General features: G+C 37.5%; 20 protein-coding genes. 3 read left to right on the forward strand and 17 right to left on the reverse strand.

What is annotated here, in order from left to right:
* Positions 1 to 35 precede the first annotated feature (35 nt).
* Positions 36 to 2,060: a M3 family metallopeptidase gene (locus ACFIL3_RS04380; RefSeq protein WP_375681870.1), complete on the reverse strand. Its 2,025-nt coding sequence runs from the start codon at positions 2,058 to 2,060 to the stop codon at positions 36 to 38.
* Positions 2,061 to 2,609: 549 nt separating this feature from the next.
* Between ACFIL3_RS04380 and mgtE the strand changes: the two genes are divergently transcribed.
* From mgtE to ppa, 3 genes are all read left to right on the forward strand, one after another.
* Positions 2,610 to 3,986 carry a magnesium transporter gene (gene mgtE / locus ACFIL3_RS04385; protein ID WP_375622953.1) on the forward strand — a complete coding sequence of 459 codons (1,377 nt, stop codon included), beginning with the start codon at positions 2,610 to 2,612 and terminating at the stop codon, positions 3,984 to 3,986.
* Between the two features lie 1,268 nt (positions 3,987 to 5,254).
* Positions 5,255 to 7,081, forward strand: a complete 1,827-nt coding sequence (gene typA, locus ACFIL3_RS04390) for a translational GTPase TypA (RefSeq protein ID WP_375613277.1) — start codon at positions 5,255 to 5,257, stop codon at positions 7,079 to 7,081.
* Positions 7,082 to 7,149: 68 nt separating this feature from the next.
* Positions 7,150 to 7,680 carry an inorganic diphosphatase gene (ppa, locus tag ACFIL3_RS04395; RefSeq protein WP_375613276.1) on the forward strand — a complete coding sequence of 177 codons (531 nt, stop codon included), beginning with the start codon at positions 7,150 to 7,152 and terminating at the stop codon, positions 7,678 to 7,680.
* A gap of 50 nt (positions 7,681 to 7,730) precedes the next feature.
* Here the strand turns inward: ppa and ACFIL3_RS04400 are convergent, their stop codons facing one another.
* The 16 genes from ACFIL3_RS04400 to ACFIL3_RS04475 all read right to left on the reverse strand — a co-directional run.
* Entirely contained in the window at positions 7,731 to 8,045 is a 315-nt protein-coding gene (locus ACFIL3_RS04400) for a DUF167 domain-containing protein (protein ID WP_375611858.1), read from the reverse strand.
* A 22-nt stretch (positions 8,046 to 8,067) separates the two neighbouring features.
* A complete protein-coding gene (locus ACFIL3_RS04405; RefSeq protein WP_273790631.1) occupies positions 8,068 to 8,361 on the reverse strand; it encodes a YggT family protein in 294 nt (97 codons plus the stop codon).
* Positions 8,362 to 8,688: 327 nt separating this feature from the next.
* Positions 8,689 to 9,249, reverse strand: coding sequence for an invasion associated locus B family protein (locus ACFIL3_RS04410; protein WP_273790632.1), 561 nt, complete (start codon positions 9,247 to 9,249; stop codon positions 8,689 to 8,691).
* Between the two features lie 99 nt (positions 9,250 to 9,348).
* Complete coding sequence (locus tag ACFIL3_RS04415; RefSeq protein ID WP_375611860.1) at positions 9,349 to 9,876, reverse strand: RNA pyrophosphohydrolase; 528 nt, start codon at positions 9,874 to 9,876, stop codon at positions 9,349 to 9,351.
* A gap of 39 nt (positions 9,877 to 9,915) precedes the next feature.
* Entirely contained in the window at positions 9,916 to 11,226 is a 1,311-nt protein-coding gene (locus tag ACFIL3_RS04420) for a S41 family peptidase (protein ID WP_273790634.1), read from the reverse strand.
* Positions 11,216 to 12,460, reverse strand: a complete 1,245-nt coding sequence (locus ACFIL3_RS04425; RefSeq protein ID WP_375611872.1) for a murein hydrolase activator EnvC family protein — start codon at positions 12,458 to 12,460, stop codon at positions 11,216 to 11,218. Before ACFIL3_RS04425 ends, ACFIL3_RS04420 begins: the two co-directional genes overlap by 11 nt.
* 133 nt (positions 12,461 to 12,593) lie before the next feature.
* A complete protein-coding gene (gene rlmH, locus ACFIL3_RS04430) occupies positions 12,594 to 13,076 on the reverse strand; it encodes a 23S rRNA (pseudouridine(1915)-N(3))-methyltransferase RlmH (RefSeq protein WP_375611861.1) in 483 nt (160 codons plus the stop codon).
* A gap of 1 nt (position 13,077) precedes the next feature.
* Complete coding sequence (rsfS, locus tag ACFIL3_RS04435) at positions 13,078 to 13,464, reverse strand: ribosome silencing factor (RefSeq protein ID WP_273790636.1); 387 nt, start codon at positions 13,462 to 13,464, stop codon at positions 13,078 to 13,080.
* A gap of 111 nt (positions 13,465 to 13,575) precedes the next feature.
* Complete coding sequence (locus tag ACFIL3_RS04440) at positions 13,576 to 14,169, reverse strand: nicotinate-nucleotide adenylyltransferase (RefSeq protein ID WP_375681871.1); 594 nt, start codon at positions 14,167 to 14,169, stop codon at positions 13,576 to 13,578.
* Between the two features lie 29 nt (positions 14,170 to 14,198).
* Positions 14,199 to 15,455 carry a glutamate-5-semialdehyde dehydrogenase gene (locus ACFIL3_RS04445; protein ID WP_375627674.1) on the reverse strand — a complete coding sequence of 419 codons (1,257 nt, stop codon included), beginning with the start codon at positions 15,453 to 15,455 and terminating at the stop codon, positions 14,199 to 14,201.
* A gap of 45 nt (positions 15,456 to 15,500) precedes the next feature.
* On the reverse strand, positions 15,501 to 16,640 hold the full coding sequence (gene proB, locus ACFIL3_RS04450; protein WP_375627675.1) for a glutamate 5-kinase: 1,140 nt from the start codon (positions 16,638 to 16,640) through the stop codon (positions 15,501 to 15,503).
* Between the two features lies 1 nt (position 16,641).
* Positions 16,642 to 17,667: a GTPase ObgE gene (gene obgE / locus ACFIL3_RS04455; RefSeq protein ID WP_375681872.1), complete on the reverse strand. Its 1,026-nt coding sequence runs from the start codon at positions 17,665 to 17,667 to the stop codon at positions 16,642 to 16,644.
* Between the two features lie 173 nt (positions 17,668 to 17,840).
* Complete coding sequence (locus ACFIL3_RS04460; protein ID WP_375681873.1) at positions 17,841 to 18,569, reverse strand: RlmE family RNA methyltransferase; 729 nt, start codon at positions 18,567 to 18,569, stop codon at positions 17,841 to 17,843.
* A gap of 29 nt (positions 18,570 to 18,598) precedes the next feature.
* Positions 18,599 to 19,909, reverse strand: a complete 1,311-nt coding sequence (locus ACFIL3_RS04465) for a Ppx/GppA phosphatase family protein (protein WP_375627678.1) — start codon at positions 19,907 to 19,909, stop codon at positions 18,599 to 18,601.
* A 904-nt stretch (positions 19,910 to 20,813) separates the two neighbouring features.
* A complete protein-coding gene (locus ACFIL3_RS04470) occupies positions 20,814 to 21,416 on the reverse strand; it encodes an invasion associated locus B family protein (RefSeq protein WP_375675759.1) in 603 nt (200 codons plus the stop codon).
* On the reverse strand, positions 21,413 to 21,688 hold a 276-nt coding region (locus ACFIL3_RS04475; protein ID WP_375613268.1), incomplete at its 5' end, for a YadA-like family protein. The genes ACFIL3_RS04470 and ACFIL3_RS04475, both read right to left, overlap by 4 nt.

Below are 21,688 nucleotides of genomic sequence, written 5' to 3' on the forward strand. Positions count from 1 at the left end.
TGAAAACGGCATGGTGTTAACCATACCGTTATATCTTATAGTCCACGTTTGTTAATCATTGCCTCTGGTAAAGGCATTCGTCCCCGAAAAGCTTTATAAAGCTCCTCTGGATCACGACTTCCTCCAGCGGAGTAAATAAAACGTTTCAACTTATCAGCAAGCTCTGAATTAAAAACATCTCCCGTTTCTTCAAAAGCTTGAAAAGCATCAGCATCAAGGACTTCCGACCACATATAAGAATAGTAACCAGATGCGTAACCATCCCCCGCAAACACGTGCATAAAATGTGGGGGACGATGACGCATAATAATTGTATCAGGCATTTGCAGCTTTTCTAATTCTTGGCGTTCAAACACTGTTGGATCAGTGACTGTTTCGCCTTGATGAAAAGCCATATCCACTAAAGCTGATGAGATAAATTCAACGGCAGAAAATCCTGCATTAAATGTCTGTGCTACTAAGACTTTATCTATCAACTCTTGTGGCATAGGATGGCCTGTTTTTGTATGTATAGCATAAGATTTTAATATCTCTGGTACTGTTAACCAATGTTCGTAAAGTTGAGAAGGTAGCTCAACAAAATCACGTGAAACAGATGTTCCCGACACAGATGGCCATGTGACATCAGAAAGCAAACCATGCAATGCATGTCCAAATTCGTGGAAAAGCGTACGTGCATCATCAAGTGATAAAAGAGCAACTTCCCCTTTAGGTGGTTTAGCAAAATTACAAATATTGTAGATAATAGGCTTTTGTCCGCCATCCAATTTATGTTGTGATTGCAAACTACTCATCCACGCACCGGAGCGTTTTGAAGAACGTGCAAAATAATCACCAATAAAATGCCCAAGTAGACTTCCATCAGACTTTTTTACTTCCCACAAACGTGCATCAGGATGCCAAAGTGTAACAGCGTTTTTTTCTTCAAATGTAATGCTAAAGAGTTTTTCGGCTACCCCAAAAGCCGCTTTAATCATAAGATCAAGCTGAAAATAATATTTAATCTCAGCGCTATCGAAAGAAAGTTTTTCAGTGCGAAGCTTTTCAGCATAATAACGCCAATCCCAAGCAGCTAAAGATTCATTGCTGCCCTGATTGTTGGCAAAATTTTGTAAGTCAATTTGCTCAGTAGAAGCTTTCGCTCTTGCGCGCTTCCATACAGGCATAAGCAAATCCATAACGGAATCAACACTTTTAGCCATAGTATTATCGAGCTTCAAATCTGCGAAAGATTTATATCCCAATAATTTAGCCTGCTCATCTCGAAGCGCAACAATCTCTACAATAATTGTTTTATTATCATTCTTGTTATTATTTTCACCACGTTTAGCCCAAGCTTGGAATACAACCTCACGCAAATCACGACGATCAGAGAATTTTAAAAAAGGTTCAACAATCGAACGTGCTAGTGTTAATGCATACGCTTCTTCATTGCCTCTTTCACACGCAATTTCCTTCATTGAAGCAATGAGATCTTGCGGTAAACCAGATAAGTCTGTTTGTTTTAAAAACAGAATCCATTCAGCTTCATCATTTAAGACATTTTGTCCAAAAGTAGCATTTAAAAAAGCAAGTCTTTCATTAATTTCCAAAAGCCGTTTCTTAGCTTTTTCATCGAGTTTTGCCCCATGACAAACAAACTTTTTCCACCATAATTCAAGAACACGTGTTGTTTCACTCTCAAATGTGCCCAACTGCGACTGTTTATAAAGCATATCTATTTTCGCAAATATCCGCGCATCCATCATCATTTTTGAAGAATAACGAGAAAGTTTTACAACGAACTCTTGCTCTAGCTGTTGAATTAATACATTCGTATGAGCACTGGTGCGTAAGAAAAATATTGAACAGACACGATCAAGCGCTTTGCCGCAAAGCTCAAAAGGCTGCAAAAAATTCTCAAGCGTTGGTGGTTCTTGCACCATCGCAATTGCCTCTAGTTCTTCTTCTGCTTCTTGAAGTGCCTGTTCAAAAGCGGGTTTAAAATCTTCGTCACTTATAGAAGAAAAATCAGGAAGACCTAAAAATCCCTTCCAGTCCAGCACTGCTGCTTTTGTCATAATACTTTATGTCTCCATTATAAATTTAAACTGTAACAATTATCTTTACGACACAAATTGATAACATACTAAAACTATTTCGTGAGTTTCAAAACTACCTTTCAAAACCCTATTGAATAAAAAACCTGAAAATCGTAAAGTTCTTTCATTCAAACCATATTATATTGAAGCAATAAAGATTATTCGCTCGCACATCACAATAGAATTGCATATTAACAAAAACACTTGGAGAAAAGCATAATCTCCACTCTTTATAAAATATTGCTTTAGATTCTTTTGAAAATCGCAAACTACATTAAAGAAATGATGGTAAAATCAGAACTGATTTTTACATTTACGTTTTTATATTATCCTCAAATTAAGCTGTATTCTCGTTTTAGTGATTCAGAAACTTGTTTATAACTTATAATTTACCCTTGACTTTACTTCAAATATTAACAATTGGGAATATAGCTGGGGAGTTTTTTTTAAATCTTCCATAAACTTTTGTTTTTATCTCATCTATTATCTAGATTTACAACTCTCCAACTCTTCAGGAGGTACTTTATCATGACTGAAATCAAAACGGCCTTCGACTTCAAAAATTTTTCTCCTGAAGCTCTCGCTGAAAAGTTAAAGAACCAGCATTTTGCAGACTCTATTGATATCATCAATGACCTCGATATCATGGAACGTGTAACTATTCTTAGTCTTCTGCCTCTTGATTATGTTATCGAACTTTTTGATAAACCAGAGCTTGAGCAACCTGCTGCCATCCTAGAACTTCTCCCTATAAATCGTGCTGTTGAAATTCTTGATGGCATGTCTGCCGATGCTGCTGCAGACGTCTTTCAAGAAATGGATAAAGAAACCCGCACACGACTTTATGCCTTGCTTAACCCCTTAACGCGCGCTGAACTTAAAAAACTCACCAGTTATCCTGACCATACAGCAGGGGCACTGATGACAACAGAATTTATAGCCGTTCCTTCAAACTGGACCATACAAAAAACTTTGGATCACATCCGTGAGGTCGAGCGAACACGTGAAACAGTTTATACCAGCTATGTAATTGACCCTAAAACAGGTACTCTTCTAAAAGCTGTTTCCCTGCGTAACCTTATTCTTGCCTCACCTGATGAACTAATTCTTAATGTCCCTACCCATGACTCGCCCATTACAATATCGCCCTTCACACATCATGAAGATATCGCACGCCTTTTCCAGCGCCATGATCTTCTCTCTGTGCCTGTAGTTGATGAAAGTAACCATGTCATTGGCATTGTAACCGTTGATGACGTGCTTGATACTATGGTCGATGAGATGAATGAAGATGCCTATAAATTTGGGGGTATGGAAGCGCTTAATAAGCCCTATATGCAAATTAAGTTTCCTGAAATGATGAAAAAACGTGGCGGATGGCTCGCTTTACTCTTTATCGGTGAAATGCTGACAGCAAGCGCTATGCAACATTTCGAAACAGAACTCGAAAAAGCGATTATTCTTACACTGTTCATACCTCTCATTATGAGCTCAGGAGGAAATTCCGGCTCACAAGCTACATCCCTTATTATCCGTGCATTGGCTTTACGTGAACTCACGTTGAAAGACTGGTGGAAAGTGATCATTCGTGAAATTCCAACAGGACTATCCCTTGGTCTCTTACTAGGAATTATTGGTGTTACGCGCATTGCTCTTTGGCAAAAACTGGGTATCTACGACTATGGACAACATTGGATTGCTATTTCGACAACAGTGGGTACAGCTTTAGTTGGAATCGTTACCTTTGGTTCTCTTTCTGGATCTATGTTGCCTTTTATTCTTAAAGGTTTAAAATTTGATCCAGCAAGTGCTTCTGCTCCTTTTGTGGCAACTTTAGTAGATGTCATGGGCATTATAATCTATTTTTCTGTAGCTTCCCTCATTTTGTCAGGAACTCTTCTTTAAACATGTAAAGTAAAAACTCTTACTTATGGAAAGATCTTGTCATGTAACCTAAGATTCTTTCCATAAGAAAATAAGCTTTATTATTTATTTTCTAGCGCACCGCTCCATAGATAATTTATTATTTTTTTTGAATAACAGCTCCGAATGACGTAAATTTACCTCATCATAAAGCTTCTCATATTAAATCGATTAAAGTCATCTTCTTGCCAGTCACAAACGAGATCGGTGTATGGCTAAAAACTATTCAAGAAAAAATAAAATACTTCTTATATCTTCTTTCTCGTATCAAAAACTGGCGCAATATTGACAGCTGAGAAAGAATAATAATGATAATGCTCAACAGCTTTATATTTTTTCACAAAGGCGTTAATAGTATACTATTCGCGTATATTATATCATTTATGAGCCCTATCATGGAATGGATGTAGTGTACGTTAAGCAATCTCTCTTAAGTACATGAATATGTAACAACAAGTATATTCTGTTTAAAGTGTTCTGTTTGGCATGAAAAGCATGCTCCTATTAGAGAATACGATTAACAAAAGTGTGAGGGGCAAAGCATTATCTCCATGGTTTAAAAGATATTACTTTAGATGCCTTTGAAAGCATAAATTAGATTAACGGCAAAGATGGACATTTTCTTTGGATGCCTTCATATTCTTTCTAAATAAAACTGTATTCCGGGTTCATAAATAAATCAAACAGATATAACTCTTGCCCCAATCTGGCATACAAAAGCTAGAACTTCTTATAAAATTCTTAATCATCTCAATATTTACCTCAAATACACGGTTGCATTAGATCTGGATTTTGATTGACAAGTTATAGAATAAGAAAAAGCTTTATTTAGAATAAGAATGTTGTACAGTTGTCAATAAATTGGCTATGGATTGAGAGATATTCCGGATTTTTATTAATCTCTTTGCAAAACAACAACAATAATATGGCTAGCTTTATACTTACTTACTCTTACAAGAGCTCATATAAACTCCTTGTGTCATATTGATAGAAATCAAGTTGACGGTGATTTTTTGGATAATTCTTAGCTCGAGAATAGAACATACGCACTATAAAAATCCTTTTACGAAGCTCCAGCAATTGAAGCTTAATAGAGCCTTAAAGACTTGGATAAATAGTTTTGTCATAAAAATATTGCCTCCATCTTCCAAAACTATAAAAAAACATGTAAAAGGTTTTTTAATAGTCAGGCAAAGAATGTAAAGACTTTGCCTCAAATGAAATTTCATTAAACGAAAAGAAGAAAATTTATGCAATTGCGTAACATTGCCATCATTGCCCACGTTGACCATGGGAAAACAACGCTTGTAGACGGGCTTCTCAAGCAATCAGGAAACTTCCGTGATAATCAGCGTACAAGCGAACGTATGATGGATTCAAACGATATTGAGAAAGAACGCGGAATTACAATCCTAGCGAAAGTGACATCTGTTGTTTGGAAAGATACTCGAATTAATATTGTTGATACACCAGGACACGCCGACTTTGGTGGAGAAGTTGAACGCATCCTCAATATGGTTGATGGAGCCATTGTACTTGTTGATGCTGCTGAAGGACCGATGCCACAAACAAAATTTGTCGTTGGCAAAGCATTGAAAGTAGGATTGCGCCCTATTGTTGCTATTAATAAAATTGACCGACCGGATGCACGCGTTGATGAAGTCATTAATGAGGTTTTTGACCTTTTCGCTGCTCTTGACGCAACCGATGAACAGCTTGATTTTCCTATTCTTTATGGATCTGGACGCGATGGATGGATGGCGGAAGCCCCTGAAGGACCAAAAGATCAGGGATTAGGTCCTTTATTTGATCTTGTGACGCAGCATGTCCCTTCTCCTAGTGTAGCAGAAGGACCGTTTCGCATGATTGGAACTATTCTTGAAGCGGATCCGTTTTTGGGACGAATTATTACAGGACGGATTCATTCTGGCTCTTTGAAACCCAATCAAAATGTCAAGGTTCTTGGACAAGATGGAAAACTTTTAGAAACTGGGCGTATTTCAAAAATTTTAGCGTTTCGTGGCTTAGAACGGCAACCTATTGAAGAAGGAAGTGCTGGTGATATTGTTGCGATTGCAGGTCTGCAAAAAGGTACCGTAGCTGATACTTTCTGTGATCCTACTGTCAATGAACCCCTTACTGCCCAACCAATTGATCCTCCTACTGTTACTATGAGTTTTCTCGTCAACGATAGTCCCCTTGCTGGAACTGAAGGCGATAAAGTAACAAGCCGTGTCATTCGTGACCGATTGTTAAAAGAAGCAGAAGGCAATGTCGCTCTTAAAATTGAAGAATCAGCCGATAAAGATTCTTTCTACGTTTCAGGACGAGGAGAATTACAGCTTGCAGTTCTCATTGAAAATATGCGCCGTGAAGGATTTGAACTTAGTGTTTCACGCCCACGTGTTGTTATGCAAAAAGATGAAAATGGAATAACTCTTGAGCCAATCGAAGAAGTTGTTATCGATGTTGATGAAGAATATTCCGGTATTGTTGTACAAAAAATGTCTGAACGTAAAGGCGAAATGGTGGAGTTACGTCCTTCTGGAGGTAATCGTGTCCGCCTTGTCTTTTATGCCCCAACCCGAGGACTCATTGGTTATCAATCTGAACTTTTAACGGACACACGTGGTACAGCAATTATGAATCGCCTTTTCCATGCTTATGAACCTTATAAAGGAGACATTGCTGGTCGTGTTAATGGTGTTATGATTTCAAATGACAACGGTGAATCTGTCGCTTATGCTCTTTTTAATCTTGAAGATCGTGGACCTATGATCATCGATGCGGGTGTGAAAGTCTATCAAGGTATGATTATTGGCATCCACTCACGAGATAATGACTTAGAAGTTAATGTGTTAAAAGGAAAAAAACTCACCAATATGCGCGCTTCTGGAAAAGATGAGGCCGTAAAGTTAACGCCTCCCATTAAAATGACGTTAGAACGCGCCTTATCGTGGATACAAGATGATGAGCTTGTAGAGGTAACCCCTAAAAATATTCGTCTCCGCAAGCTCTATCTTGATCCTAATGAACGTAAACGTTTTGAAAAAACACGTGCATCAATTTCAAATTAATTTCATAATCTCTTTGGTAAAATATTTAATTGTATTGAGCCTCACTATATTCCAGAAAGGATGTCTCTATGAATATTAAGGAAATACCCGTAGGCAAAAATCCACCAGAAGATATTAACGTTATTGTGGAAGTCTCCCTTGGTGGGCAGCCAATAAAATATGAGATGGATAAAAAGTCGGGTGCATTATTTGTTGACCGTTTTCTTCATACATCAATGGTTTATCCTGGAAATTACGGTTTTGTCCCTCATACGCTTTCAGATGATGGTGATCCTATTGATGTCCTTATCTGTAATACCCGTCCACTTATGCCTGGTTGTGTTATCAATGTTCGCCCCATCGGAGCTCTAATGATGGAAGATGATGGTGGTAAAGATGAAAAAATTATTGCCATTCCCACTACAAAATTAACAAAACGCTATATCAATATTCATGACTATACAGACCTGCCCGAGATTACACTCAAACAAATTGAACATTTCTTCAAGCATTACAAAGATCTGGAACCTGGAAAATGGGCTAAAATTGAAGGATGGCGTGATAAAAACTTTGCTCATGAATTAATTAAGCAAGCTGTTGAGCGCAATAACAAAATATAACGATTTAATAAAATAAAGCCTATTTTTATAGGCTTTGTTATTTATTTTTTCTACGAGATGTAATCTCTAAAGGATTGCCATATCTGTTTTAGCTCTTCTAAATGTGTTGAAAAGTAAAGTTGTTTGTAGCGAGATATTGCACCGTTTTTCAGAGAAATAGAAGAAGATGGGATTCTCCACTGCTTCGCAAGAAATTTAATGAGAGCTTTATTCGCTTTTCCATCTTCAGGAACAGCACGAAGGCGTATAACCAGATATTGTTTTTCACCATCCCTACATTCAACCCCTATTATTTTGTCAACAGATGATTTTGGAATGAGATATACAAACAAAATCAAGTTATTTTTATCAACTTGATAAAACATGTATTCGCCTCAAGTAATATTTCTATACATACATGTTTGCGTAAACGCGCCACATAAAAGTACGAATAAAATATATAATAATGAACACTACAATAGGTGAAATATCAATCGTTCCCAAATTTGGTAAAATTTTCCGGATACGGCTTAGAACGGGATTTGTAAGACGATCTAGAAAGCTTCCTATCAAAACAACAAAGCGATTGCGTGAATTTATGATATTAAAGACATAAAGCCAAGAAAAAATGACACTAGCGATTAAAATATCAATATAAATCTCAAAAATCAAATCAATCGTTCGAAGCAATGCATAAATCATGCGTCATCCCTTTCAATCAAGGAAACAGAAGAGCGTATAGAAAACCTTCATTAAAGCAGGTCTGTGTATCAAAAAATGGTTTTATATTTCAATACTCTTTTTTCTTGAATAAAAACCAGACATCTAAATTCTTCATCTCTCTATTTAATGACGATGCAGTTAGAAAACAAATATCAAAATTAAAAATAGAACATACAATAGAAGAAACGGCAAAAAATCTGAATATCCCTTATAGGATTAATCTTAAATCTCATCGTCTTAATTATTAATATATAAAAAACAAACAAACTAAAAACGGCCTTTTAAAGGCCGCTTTTAGTTTTAAAATTATTTCTGCAAAGCAGTCAAACGATTAAGAGCACTGCTAAAACCATCTAGCTGAACAAATAAATCATTCAAAGCTGGTTCACCTGCAGCAGCAATTGTCATCGCCAACTTTAACTGTTTTCCAGAACGTAAAGCTGCTACGTGATTTTTGTCAAAAACGACAGGAACCACACAACCTGCTGGTACACAAGTCCGGATACCGGTTTCGATAACAGCTTTTCCCTCATCAACTTGTAAACGAACAGGCTTAGAAACCAAAATGCCAAAAGGAACTGTTAAATTACCAGATACAACACCCTCAGCATCGAGAGTAAGGCCCATAGCCACAACAACACGCCCCTGCTCATTCACTTCTTGACGGTGCATAAAACAAATTCTTTTCCCTTCTTGTATACCACAGTTAATAGTCCACAAACCGTAGGTTTCAGTCAAAGAAGAAGCTCCATTTGGCAATGTCGCTGCCGCATCTTTTGATGCAGGAGGTTTTGAACTTGTTGCAAATGCAACAGATGAAATACTCAAGAGAGTAAAAACTATAAGTAAATTAAATAACTTTTTCATTTTATATTCCTGTTCTTTACATAAAAGAGAAACATGTTTATTATTTATTATAATATAAAGCATCTTAATAAAAAAAGCTTTCTCGTAATCATATAGCTTTTATAATGGTCTAAGGCTACCTCGAAATTCGCTGACAACTTTCGTATAAACGTGCTTTTTAAAAGAAACAGCAATCAACGGAAGGGTTTCTAGATCAATCCATTTCCATTGATCGAATTCCGCTTTATTGCCATCTGGTGGCGGATTAATCGCAATTTCAGAAAGCTTTCCTGTAAACTGGAAAGCAAACCATTTTTGTATTTGCCCACGATATTTATTTGTTAATGTGCACCCAATAAGTTCTTGTGGAAAATCATAATGGAACCAATTTTGTGCTTCTTTAATCAACTTTACAGATCGAATACCCGTTTCTTCATAAAGTTCACGATATGCCGCATCTAATGGTTTTTCATCTTCATCAATCCCTCCTTGAGGAAGCTGCCAACGATGAGATATGTCAATATCTGCATCTGCATGAATGGGCATCATTAAACGACGCCCAACCCACACTTTCCCCTCATGATTAAAGACAACAATCCCAACACATTTGCGATATGGAAGAATCTTCAAATTAATATCTGCATCCATTTAATATTCCTCAAAATCGCAAGCTATAGATATCAATTCTCACTTTAACACATCCTTATTGGGATCTGGTGGAAATGCTGCATTTGCCATTTCACCTCGTAACAGTTTATAAGCCTCATTCAATTGAATATCATCTTTAGGGTCTTTGGGAACAAAAGCAGCTGAACCAGATCCTTTATTACTCTCTCGTTTTCCTTTGATATGTCCTTTTAATGCAGACTCACCAACTTTTACATCATAACCTTTATATTTTTCAGGGAGTGGTTGCTCTACAATAATATCAGGTGTGATCCCTGTTCCTTGAATAGAAGTGCCTGATGGCGTGTAATAAAGTGCTGTTGTTAAGCGTAAAGCCCCATTTTCACCCAAAGGAATAATTGTTTGAACAGATCCTTTACCAAAAGACTGCGTCCCTAAAATTGTTGCACGACGATGATCTTGCAGTGCACCCGCAACAATTTCAGAAGCACTTGCTGAACCACCATTAATAAGAACAATGAGCGGTTTTCCATTAATGACATCACCTGGCTTCGCATCAAATCTTGTCACATCACTCTTTTTGCGCCCACGAGTCGACACAATTTCACCTTTATTGAGAAAAGCACTCGAAACATTAACAGCTTGATCTAAAAGCCCACCGGGATTAAGCCGCAAATCAAGGACGTAACCTTTTAGCTTATCTTCAGGAATTTTAGATTGGATATCTTTAATTGCCGCTAGAAGATTATTTAATGTCTGTTCAGAAAACTGGATAACTCTTAAATATCCAATATCACCTTCAACCCGATATTTCACCGCTTTTACTTTGATAATATCACGAACAATCTTCACTTCAAATGGCTTATCAACGCCAGAACGAATAATTGTTAAGGTAATTGGTGTTCCAGGAGCACCTCGCATCTTATTAACAGCTTCATTCAATGTTTGACCATTCGTTTGTACATCATCAATTTTTGAAATAAGGTCTCCTGCTAGAATACCTGCTTTTGAAGCGGGAGTATCATCCATTGGTGAAACAACTTTAATTAAGTTTTTTTCCATAGTGACCTCAATACCAAGACCTCCGAACTCTCCTTTCGTAGAATCCCGCATATCCTTGGCTTCTTCAGCATTCAAATAAGATGAATGAGGGTCCAGTGATGTGAGCATGCCATTGATAGCATTTTCAATAAGCTTTTTATCATCTGGAACTGTAACGTATTGCATACGCACACGCTCAAAAACATCGCCAAATATAGCTAGCTTTTTATATGCATTATCTTCATTATTCGCAGCAACAGACTGCACCATAATCATTGAACAGGCGCCGAGCAATACCCCAGCGACCAAAAGAATAACTTTACGAATCATTTTGGCTCCTTCTTATTTTTTCAGTCTGCCACCAAGGAGTTGGATTTACAGGTTTTCCCTGCTTTCTAAACTCAATGTAAAGCATTGGAGAAGTTTTTCCTATATCCAATGCAACACTGTTTGAAATAAATTGCATTTCCATTATACCCAGAGGCTCACCTGAAAGAACAAACTGCCCCTGTTTTACATTAATTCTCGACATTCCAGTAAGAATGATATGATAACCATTTCCAACATTGAGAATGATTAAATGTCCGTAAGAACGAAATGGCCCAGCAAAAGCAACAAAAGCATCCACAGGTGATATAACAACAGCTCCTGACTCTGTTTCTATCGTTTCACCAAAGCGCGTAATCTGCGAACTTTTGTTAGAGTGATGTATTCTTTTTCCTGAAACAGGAAAAAGTAAAGAACCTTTTCGGCTTTCAAAATTGGACTGTTCTAACAATTGCAAACTTTTCCGTACCTGTACTGATGCATCAGAGCTAAGTTTTGACTGACGGTCGAGCTCTAAAATCAATTCTTCTAAAGACTGCGCTTTTTTAGCAAGAGCAATATTTTTTTGTTGCTGTTCTGTAAGTTCTTTTTCTGATTTTTTTTGTAGTTTGTTTTTTTGGTCTAATAAAAGCTCTAGACGTTTTCGCTGCTCTGCTTGATTTTGCAGCTTTGTCTTTAATGCCTTATATTCCGTAGTAATGGAATTACTCAAATTGGTCAACTCCTTGAGTTTTTCTGTTAAATCTCGTGTTTTCTCTTGCATCTGAGGAATAACGGTACCTAATAAAACAGAACTACGTATAGAAGCCAACGCGTCCTCTGGCTGTATCATAAGAGCAGGAGGCGGATTCAATCCCATACGCTCCAAAATTGCAAGAACTTCCGCAAATTCAGCACGACGATTTTTTAAACGTTGATAGACTTGTACCCGCTTTTCTATCATTTTTTTAAGCTTTTCTTCCCTTTTAGCAATATCATCTGCTACTATACGTTCTTCTTTAGCCGCCTTTATGAGTGCATCACTCAAAACACGTTGATCTTTTTTTAAATGCTCAACTTGATGCATAAGAAAAGCAACACGCTCACGCGAAAGTGAAATATTTTGGCGAATTTCTCCTAATTCTTTATGGACTTCCGTACTCCTCATTGTATCTTCCGCATGCGATACAGAAAAGCAAAAAAATATACTCAAGAGCAGAATGACAAATATGACGCACTCCTCATATAAATATAGCATCTTTCTATGAAGAAGCTTTTTCATTTGCAAAAACCATGACACCTCATCGTATACATTAGAGATGCTTTAAATGGTGTCAGCTAAAACAATATTAATAAACATATAAATAAGTGCTAAAAATTGAACAAAAATATTAAAAACGATGATACGGATGATTATTTTCAATTGTTACAGCGCGGTAAAGTTGTTCTGTAAGAAGAATACGTGCAATTTGATGTGGCCACGTCATCAAACCAAAAGATAAAAGAAAATCAGCACGCTTCCTTATTTGTTCATTATGCCCATCAGGTCCTCCCAAAGCAATGACGACATCTCGAATGCCCTCATCACGATAACGCCTCAATTTTTCAGAAAAAGAAATTGACGAAATCGATTCTCCACGCTCATCTAACACAATTAATCGACATTTTTCAGGTAAAAATTCAATAAGTTTTCTCCCCTCTTCCTCCATACGTTGATAAACTGTTTGAGCACGACTTTCTGGTATCTCTTGTAACTTTTTTAAATGAAAGCCTACATCTCCAGAAATTTTAGAAAAACGATCCAAATAATGCTGAACTAATTTTTGCTCCGCCCCACTTTTCATACGACCAACCGCAAAAATAGAAATTTGCATTTTAATGATCTCCGAAGAGAAGCAAAGCCGTATCGTTTAAATCCGGCGTCATCCATATTTTTTCTAAATTATAAAAAAGACGAATTTCTGGACGAAAAAGATGAGTGATAATATCACCTGTATCAATCAATACCCAGTCACCTCCAGCAAGCCCTTCTACACGCGCAAGCCCCTGCCCACTATCTTTCCAAGTATGTAATAAATGATCAGCAACAGACGATACATGACGCTGCGAATTTGCTGAAGCTATGACCATATAATCAGCCAAAGATGACTTCCCTCGAATATCAATAGCAACAATATCTTCTGCTTTTGTATCTTCTAAACTCTTGAGAATAACTTCAAGACTCTCACTAACAGAAAAAACTTTTTTTTCTTTTGAAGGCATAGTATCGTAAGAGTGTTTGTGTGCAATGTTTTTCAGATCAATATCCTTTCTTATCGTTGTGGAATCTAAAAAAGAGACTTCTCTAAAGAGAAACAGAATCTTATGAAATGTTCAAGAAAAATCATTCTTCTTCAAACGAAGGTTTGTTGAAGATTGAAAAGATAAAGGTCCATGCAAATAAGTCCAAACTGGTGGCTTGATAAAAGGTAATCGCTTACTTTCTCTCTCATCCAAACGAAAACGGCGATAAATATGTGCCATAGGAGAGGAAAGTGCTGACCAATTGCCTAAAGGACGATCAATAATCGCAATAGGAAGCATAGAGACGATATCATGCCATCGATACCAATGATGTATCGTCGCAAAACTATCTGCCCCCATAATCCATACAAAATTTACGCCACTGTAATGGGTAAGAATATGAAAAATCGTATCTACTGATACTTTGCTCCCTATAGCCTGTTCAAAACCTGTCAAGCGAATTTTCGGATGGTCAATAAGTTTAAAACTTAATCGCATTCTCTCCTCTAAAGGGAGCAACTGTGTACAATCCTTTAAAGGATTTCCTGGAGTGATCATCCACCATAACTGATCAAGATGCAAACGCCGAATGGCAATTTTTGCAACAAGAAGATGCCCCGCATGCGGTGGATTAAAGGAACCACCAAAAAGACCCACAACATTAGATCTTTCAACATGTGGCATACAATTTTTCCATGGAAAAAATGGTGTTCTCAAGCTCTAACCTGACCATTTCCTTTAACGTGATATTGAAATGATGTTAGCTGTTCAACACCTATGGGACCACGTGCATGCATTTTTCCTGTTGCGATACCAATTTCCATTCCAAAACCAAATTCACCTCCATCAGCAAATTGTGTAGATGCATTGTGCAATAAAATAGCTGAATCTAAATGATTAAAAAAATTCTTCACCACTTCCAAATCCTCAGCAATAATCGATTCCGTATGTCCTGATGAATAACGCTTGATATGAGCAATGGCTCCCTCAACACCCTCAACCGTTTTAACAGAAAGAATAGCATCAAGATATTCATGCGACCAATCTTCTTCAGAAGCTAATTTGACATCTGGCATAAGAAAAACAATATCTTCTGTGGCACGAATTTCACACCCCTTTTCCTGTAAAGCAGTTAAAACAGGAAGAAATTTTTTTAATGCTTGGCTGTCAATGAGAACTGTCTCAACAGCACCGCATATCCCTGTTCGCCGCAGCTTTGCATTTAAAACAATATTGCGTGCCATATCTAAATCTGCCGATTTATCAATATAAATATGACAAAGTCCCTCCAAATGAGCAAAAATTGGAACACGTGCATCAGACTGAACACGAGCAACAAGGCTCTTTCCACCACGTGGTACGATCACATCAATCGCTCCATCCAACCCTTTGAGCATTTCCCCAACGGCAGCACGATCTGTCGTTCCAACCATTTGGATGGCATCTTTAGGTAAACCAGAGCGCTCTAAACCTTGTACCAAAGCTAAATGAAGAGCATGAGAAGAATGAAAGCTATCCGAACCACCGCGCAAAATCGCAGCATTGCCAGCTTTTAAGCACAAAGAACTCGCATCAACTGTAACATTGGGACGACTTTCATAAATAATGCCAATCACACCAAGAGGTGTTCGTACACGACTTATATGAAGCCCATTTGGACGCGTCCATTCATCCATCACTTGTCCAACAGGATCAGATAAACGAGCAACTTGGCGAACACTGTCTATCATTGCACGTAAACGCAAATCATCTAATTTTAGCCGATCAATCATTGCAGCTTTCAAATTATTCTGAGCAGCATTCTCTAAATCTTGACAATTCGCCCGTAAAATTTCATCTGACTGAGCCTCTAAACTTAAAGCGATCATTTCTAATGCATTGTTCTTTTGCTCAGAAGAAGCAACAGCCAATGCTGCAGCGGCATAGCGTGCTTTTTGTCCCATATCTTTCATTTTTTCTTCTAAAGTCATCGTAACATCCACTCTGCCAAAACAATAAAAACAAAAGTAACTTTTTTAAACAGAATTGATCAAGAAACGTACAATCATATCATTACGATGCACCATAGCAGAGCGCGCCTCATACCCAAGAATAGCTTCGATTTCTTCACTTTTATGTCCTATAATGCGTACAGCCTCATCTTTGTCATAGCTTACAAGTCCACGCGCAATCTCAACTCCATCTGTACCAACAATTGCAACCGTATCCCCACGCTGGAAATTTCCCTCAACGGCAATAACCCCTGCAGCTAATAATGATTTTCCTGATTCAAGAGCCCTAATGGCTCCTTGATCAATCGTCAAAACACCAGATGGATCTAAATGACCAGAAATCCATGTTTTCCAAGCATTGACAGATTTCTTACTTGCCGCAAAAAAACTCTTGCGTTCACCTTTGTCAATTGCAGCAAGAGGATTCATACGCTTGCCTGAGGTGATAATCATCGCCGTTCCAGCAGCATTAGCTATTTTTCCGGCTTCAAGCTTAGTCTTCATTCCTCCCCGTGAAAACTCTGAAGCAGCAACATCTGCCATTTTTTCGATATCATGCGTAATGGATGCAACAAAAGGTATAAATTCAGCCGTAGGATCACTATGGGGAGACTTTGTATAAAGACCATCAATATCGGATAAAAGTATTAAAAGATCTGCCCTCACCATTGTTGCCACACGTGCAGCTAAACGATCATTATCACCATAACGAATTTCAGTTGTTGCAACAGTATCATTCTCATTAATAACAGGCACAGCTCCCAAATATAAAAGCGTCTCAATCGTTGCACGTGCATTGAGATAACGCCTTCGCTCCTCCGTATCAAATAAAGTGAGCAAAATTTGGCCTGTTTTGAGCCCATGTTGAGCAAGCGCATCACCATAGGTTTTTGCTAACTCAATTTGCCCCAAAGCAGCACATGCCTGGCTTTCTTCCAATTTCAAAGCCCCCTTAGGAAGCTGTAGCAATGTCCTTCCTAAAGCAATAGCACCTGAAGACACCAATAATATCTCTACGCCTCCTTTGTGTAATTCAACAACATCATTGATCAAGCTTTTAAGCCATTCAACCCGTAAACCTGCCTGAGGATCAACCAAAAGGGCAGATCCAATCTTGACCACAATACGTTTATAGTGTGTAAGTTTTTGCGATCCAACAGCCATCTCAATCAACCTTGCTATCCCCACTGATCTCCTCTTTGCGTGACATTTCAATAATATGTGCACCAGCACGCAGCACATTTTCTAAACCTTCGCGGCTAACCGCAGAAAACATCATAACTGGTTGATCCGCTGCTCTTTGCAAAGCTTCCCGTTTAGCTTCACGCTCTTCAATTGTCAGAGTATCTATCTGGCTTAAAGCAACAATTTCAGTTTTATCACTTAGATTATTTCCATATGCCTCAAGTTCATGACGCACAATTTGATATGCTTTTGCTACATCTTCTTCTTGAGAAGAAATTAGATGAAGCAGTACGCGACAACGTTCCACATGTCCTAAAAAACGATCTCCAATTCCCACACCTTCATGCGCTCCTTCAATTAATCCTGGAATATCAGCCAAAACAAATTCACGACCATCAATACGTACAACACCAAGATGAGGATGTAGAGTGGTAAAAGGATAATCTGCAACTTTTGGTTTTGCAGCCGTTACAGAAGCTAAAAAAGTTGATTTTCCAGCATTTGGTAAACCAACAAGCCCCGCATCAGCAATTAACTTCAAACGAAGCCATATTGCACGCTCTTCTCCAGACAAACCTGGATTTGCACGACGCGGTGCCCGATTTGTCGATGTTGTAAAGTGAAGATTGCCAAAACCGCCATTCCCTCCTTTTGCAAGGCGATAGCGCTGTCCCACTTCCGTTAAATCACATATTAACGTTGTATTATCTTCTTCAAAAATTTGCGTCCCAACCGGAACTTTAAGGATGACATCATTACCCTTTTCACCCGTCATATTACGCCCCTTGCCATGCCCCCCTGTTTTTGCTTTAAAATGCTGTTGGTAGCGATAATCAATCAGCGTGTTAAGCCCATCAACAACAAGAGCCCAAACATCACCACCCCGTCCTCCATTCCCCCCATCAGGTCCCCCAAATTCTATGAATTTTTCACGACGAAATGATACTGCTCCAGAACCTCCATTACCAGAACGAATATAAACTTTAGCTTGATCAAGAAATTTCATTGGAAGTACTCACTGAGGAATCAATCTCTTTACCTCTATAGGCAATACATTAGTTTTACCAGTTTTTCATCATTGATAACAGAAAAACTGTCACTATCGCCGATAACTCTTTGAGAAAAAAATCATCACATCTAAATAGGTTAAGTAAAGTTAAATCTTCTTAAAAGAAGGCGCTATTCTTGAATGTTTGTTTTTCCCTTAAGTTCAAGTGCTAGAAGATAAAGCTCTACTGATTCTGATCGGCTTGCGGGTGGTTTAACATGATAGACTTTTTTAAAATGCTGTTTTAGTGTCGTAAGAAGAGTGTTTTCTGCTCCTCCTTGAAAAGCCTTTGCTAAAAAATGTCCCCCAGGCTTAAGAACCGAAAGAGCAAAATCAGCCGCAACTTCACATAAATAAATCGTTCTTAAATGATCCGTCTGACGATGACCTGTTGTTGGCGCTGCCATATCAGAAAGAACCACATCCGGTTTTGTCCCTAAAGTTTCAATTAATTTCTGCGGTGCATCTGTATGCAAAAAATCCATTTCCAACATGGCAACTCTAGGTAATGGATCAACATGTAAATAATCAATACCAACAACGCTAGGATCCTCATCACTTGACCCTACTATACGCTCAGCCACCTGACACCAGCCCCCAGGTGCTGCTCCTAGATCAATAACCTTTTGACCTTTTTTCAAAAACCTATAGCGCTCATTAATTTCAATGAGTTTATAAGCCGCACGCGAACGATACCCATCTACTTTTGATTGATGGACATAAGGATCATTCAGATGCCTCTCTAACCATCGTCGTGATGAAGCTTTAATGGTTCCTGCTTTCTTTTTTACGCGCTGATATAATTCATGTGACCCTGAACCTCCATAGCCACCTCTCGGTGTTTTTGTTGTTTTTTTCATCGTTATTCATTGTCTCCATATTTAATTCTCTAACGCTTGAAATCTCTGCTCTTTCTACGACGACACCATACCCCATCGCGTAACATTAGCTCTATCAAAATTCCTTCCCTTAATCCACGATCAGCAACTCTTAAACGCTGACTTGGCCAAACTTCCCGAATAACATCTAAAATTGCACAACCAGCTAAAACTAAATCTGCTCTCTCGCGCCCAATAAAAGGACTTATGACACGTTTTTCTATATCCCATGATAATAGACGTTGTGTCATAAGTGTAATGTCTGCATCCTTCATCCAAATGCCATCCACTTTTTTCCTATCATAACGCTCTAAATTAAGATACATTCCTGCTAAAGTCGTAACTGTACCGGAGGTTCCCAAAAGATGAAACTTTGAACCTTGTGCTAACTCTCCTAATTTATGACGATCTGAAAAATTATTTAATAACCCTCGCACATAACTTTTCATTTTTTCAAAATCGTCTAAGCTAATATCATTCCCTCCAAAACGTTCAGCAAGCGTAACAACACCAACAGGAAGAGAAGTCCAAGCGATAATTTGTCGAGCTAAACGAAAAGAACGCTTTTGAGAAACATCAAGTAGCACAATTTCTGATGATCCTCCTCCAATATCAAAAAGCACAATTGCGTCAGTATTTGGTTCAACAAGTGTACTACACCCTGTAACAGCAAAACGCGCTTCTGTTTGCCGATCAACAATTTCCAATTCAAGACCTGTCTCCTCCAAAACACGCTGAATAAAATGTCTACCATTTTCTGCAGAACGACAAGCTTCCGTTGCAATCAAGCGATAACGCTTAATATGCCTTTGTTTTAGCTTTAAATGACAAATCTTTAATGCTTCAATCGCACGATCCATAGCTTGTGTATTAAGAAAACCGTTATTTATTAAACCTTCTCCCAATCGTACAATACGAGAAAAAGCATCAACAACACGAAAATATCCAGGTTTACTGGGAGATGCGATAAGAAGACGACAATTATTTGTTCCGAGATCAAGTGCCGCATAAAGAGGTGGAGATTTTACTGGATGGAACCGTCGAAGAAAAGGTGCTTTGAGTTTTTTTGTTTTTTGAGCACCTATCATTATCTGATTATGAAACTCAAAAGCTGCCTCAGATTGAACAAAAACCTGTTTCTGTTCATAATGTTTTTTTCTCTGTTGTCTCTTTATATCAACAAGGACAGAGTATGCCTCTGTTCGTGACAATGCAGAAAGATTATTTGTATTACTACCGCACTGATCATACAATTGATCTGCTTTGGTATCGTATATTTCTCCTTGCTTTAACTCTTTTGAACCATAATTTAACGGGGTCATGTCCCTTATCCCTTGAGCGTCCCCCAATAAATAAACGCGAAAACTCTTCTGCTCATTCCTAAATAAAGCAATAATGCAGCATCAAATGATATATACAAGAAATCATTCTTTCTTTTTCTATCATTAAAATTTTCTACACTAACATCATTCAGTTTTTTGTATAATCTTTCGGTTGTTTCCGTGAAATCATGCATCTCTTTATGAACTTAAAACTATAAATTAATCGTTTACGTTCACATCAATTTTTATAAATTATGCTCTTTTCTTTATACCATTTACACGGAGCATACCTCTATTGTAACAAACCTACACTATCATACTATTTGCTGACTTTTAAGGTTACAACAACCTATACATTAGTACGGTTTATAAGAAAAAAAATTTTTTTTCGTTATCCACACACAAACCTCGTTGTTATATGCAATGAAATGGCTTTGATTATGCTGGAATAAAAGTTCCATAGTACTACAAAATGCAATTACAATAGCTGTTATTTCGTGAATACCAATAAAAACTATCGTTCAAAAAAACTCTAGAATTATAAATTTATCTGAAAAATATTAATGCTTAATCAGACCGCTTTAAAAATCCATTTTAAGCTTAAAAAAATAATTTAGTCTACTCATTATTGTAAGGAAGAAATCGAGTATTTCTAATCTTTTTTACTTTTAATAACTAACGAAATCACTCTTTAAGCATTATAGGAAACACTAACTTGATTTTCTATTACATATAAAGAACTTACTGTGACTTTATATTCATAAAACTCTCACTCTTTCCAATAAATCACCTCGATATCATATTATATAAAACTTCTTACTTATTTGACCTTATAATTTACACTCAAAAATATAATACAACAATTTATGGAAAAATGACTCTTGTTAAAAATACTCGATGAATTCTAAGGACGGAAAGAATTAAGTGCTGCATTTAACCCTTTAAATGGTACAGTAAAAGAAAATACCTTACCTTCTTTAGTTTTATAGGAAATACGTACCTTATTGTTCTGCTCTATTTGTTTAGTCAAAACCGGCCCTACAGGTGATTGTGCTAAACAAACCGTTTCATTACATTGCGTATAATTAATAAGAACAGGTTTTTTAACATCTTTTACAAACATTTGAATCGGAACATTTATATCAGAATTTGGCAATGTTCGAAAAAGCATCACTGCTTGACCACTTGTCGTAGAAACAAGAGACCAACTAAAAATGGTATTTCCTTCTTGATCATGAACCGTCTGTGTCACATTACATATACCTTGCTTATGTTTAAGCTTTTGTTTTTCGTCACAAATCAAAGTCCAATCATAAAACTGCATAATAATTCGACGTGTTTCGCCAGGTTCTCCCTTAGGTATCGATAAGTGCGGTGGATGCACTGTATAAATATTATTGTTCTCGTTGGCAAAGCTTTCGCTCTTGCCTATTAAGGCAAGAGCAAACAGAACCTTTACTAACATACTTCTCGTTTTTACAATAACAGCCATTTTTTCTATTATCATCTCAACCTCAGAGTAATTCCAGCACCTATTCCCCAATGACCTCCAGCACTTGTCACAGATACATTCGAGCGAATATTTCCATCTTCAGATGTATAACCAGCACCAATAGCAAGTGCAGATTGACTGCGCCATAAACCACTCCCAAATGAAACACTTAAAGATCCTGGTATATCATAGTAACGTAAGTTGGACACCGCTAGACCAATAGCAGCAGCTTGTCTTGCTTCTTTCCGAACATCCTGAATAGCATAATTCAATGTCTCAAACTTTAT

This window comes from Bartonella sp. CE47NXGY, assembly GCF_042195415.1.
Taxonomy (GTDB): Bacteria; Pseudomonadota; Alphaproteobacteria; order Rhizobiales; family Rhizobiaceae; genus Bartonella.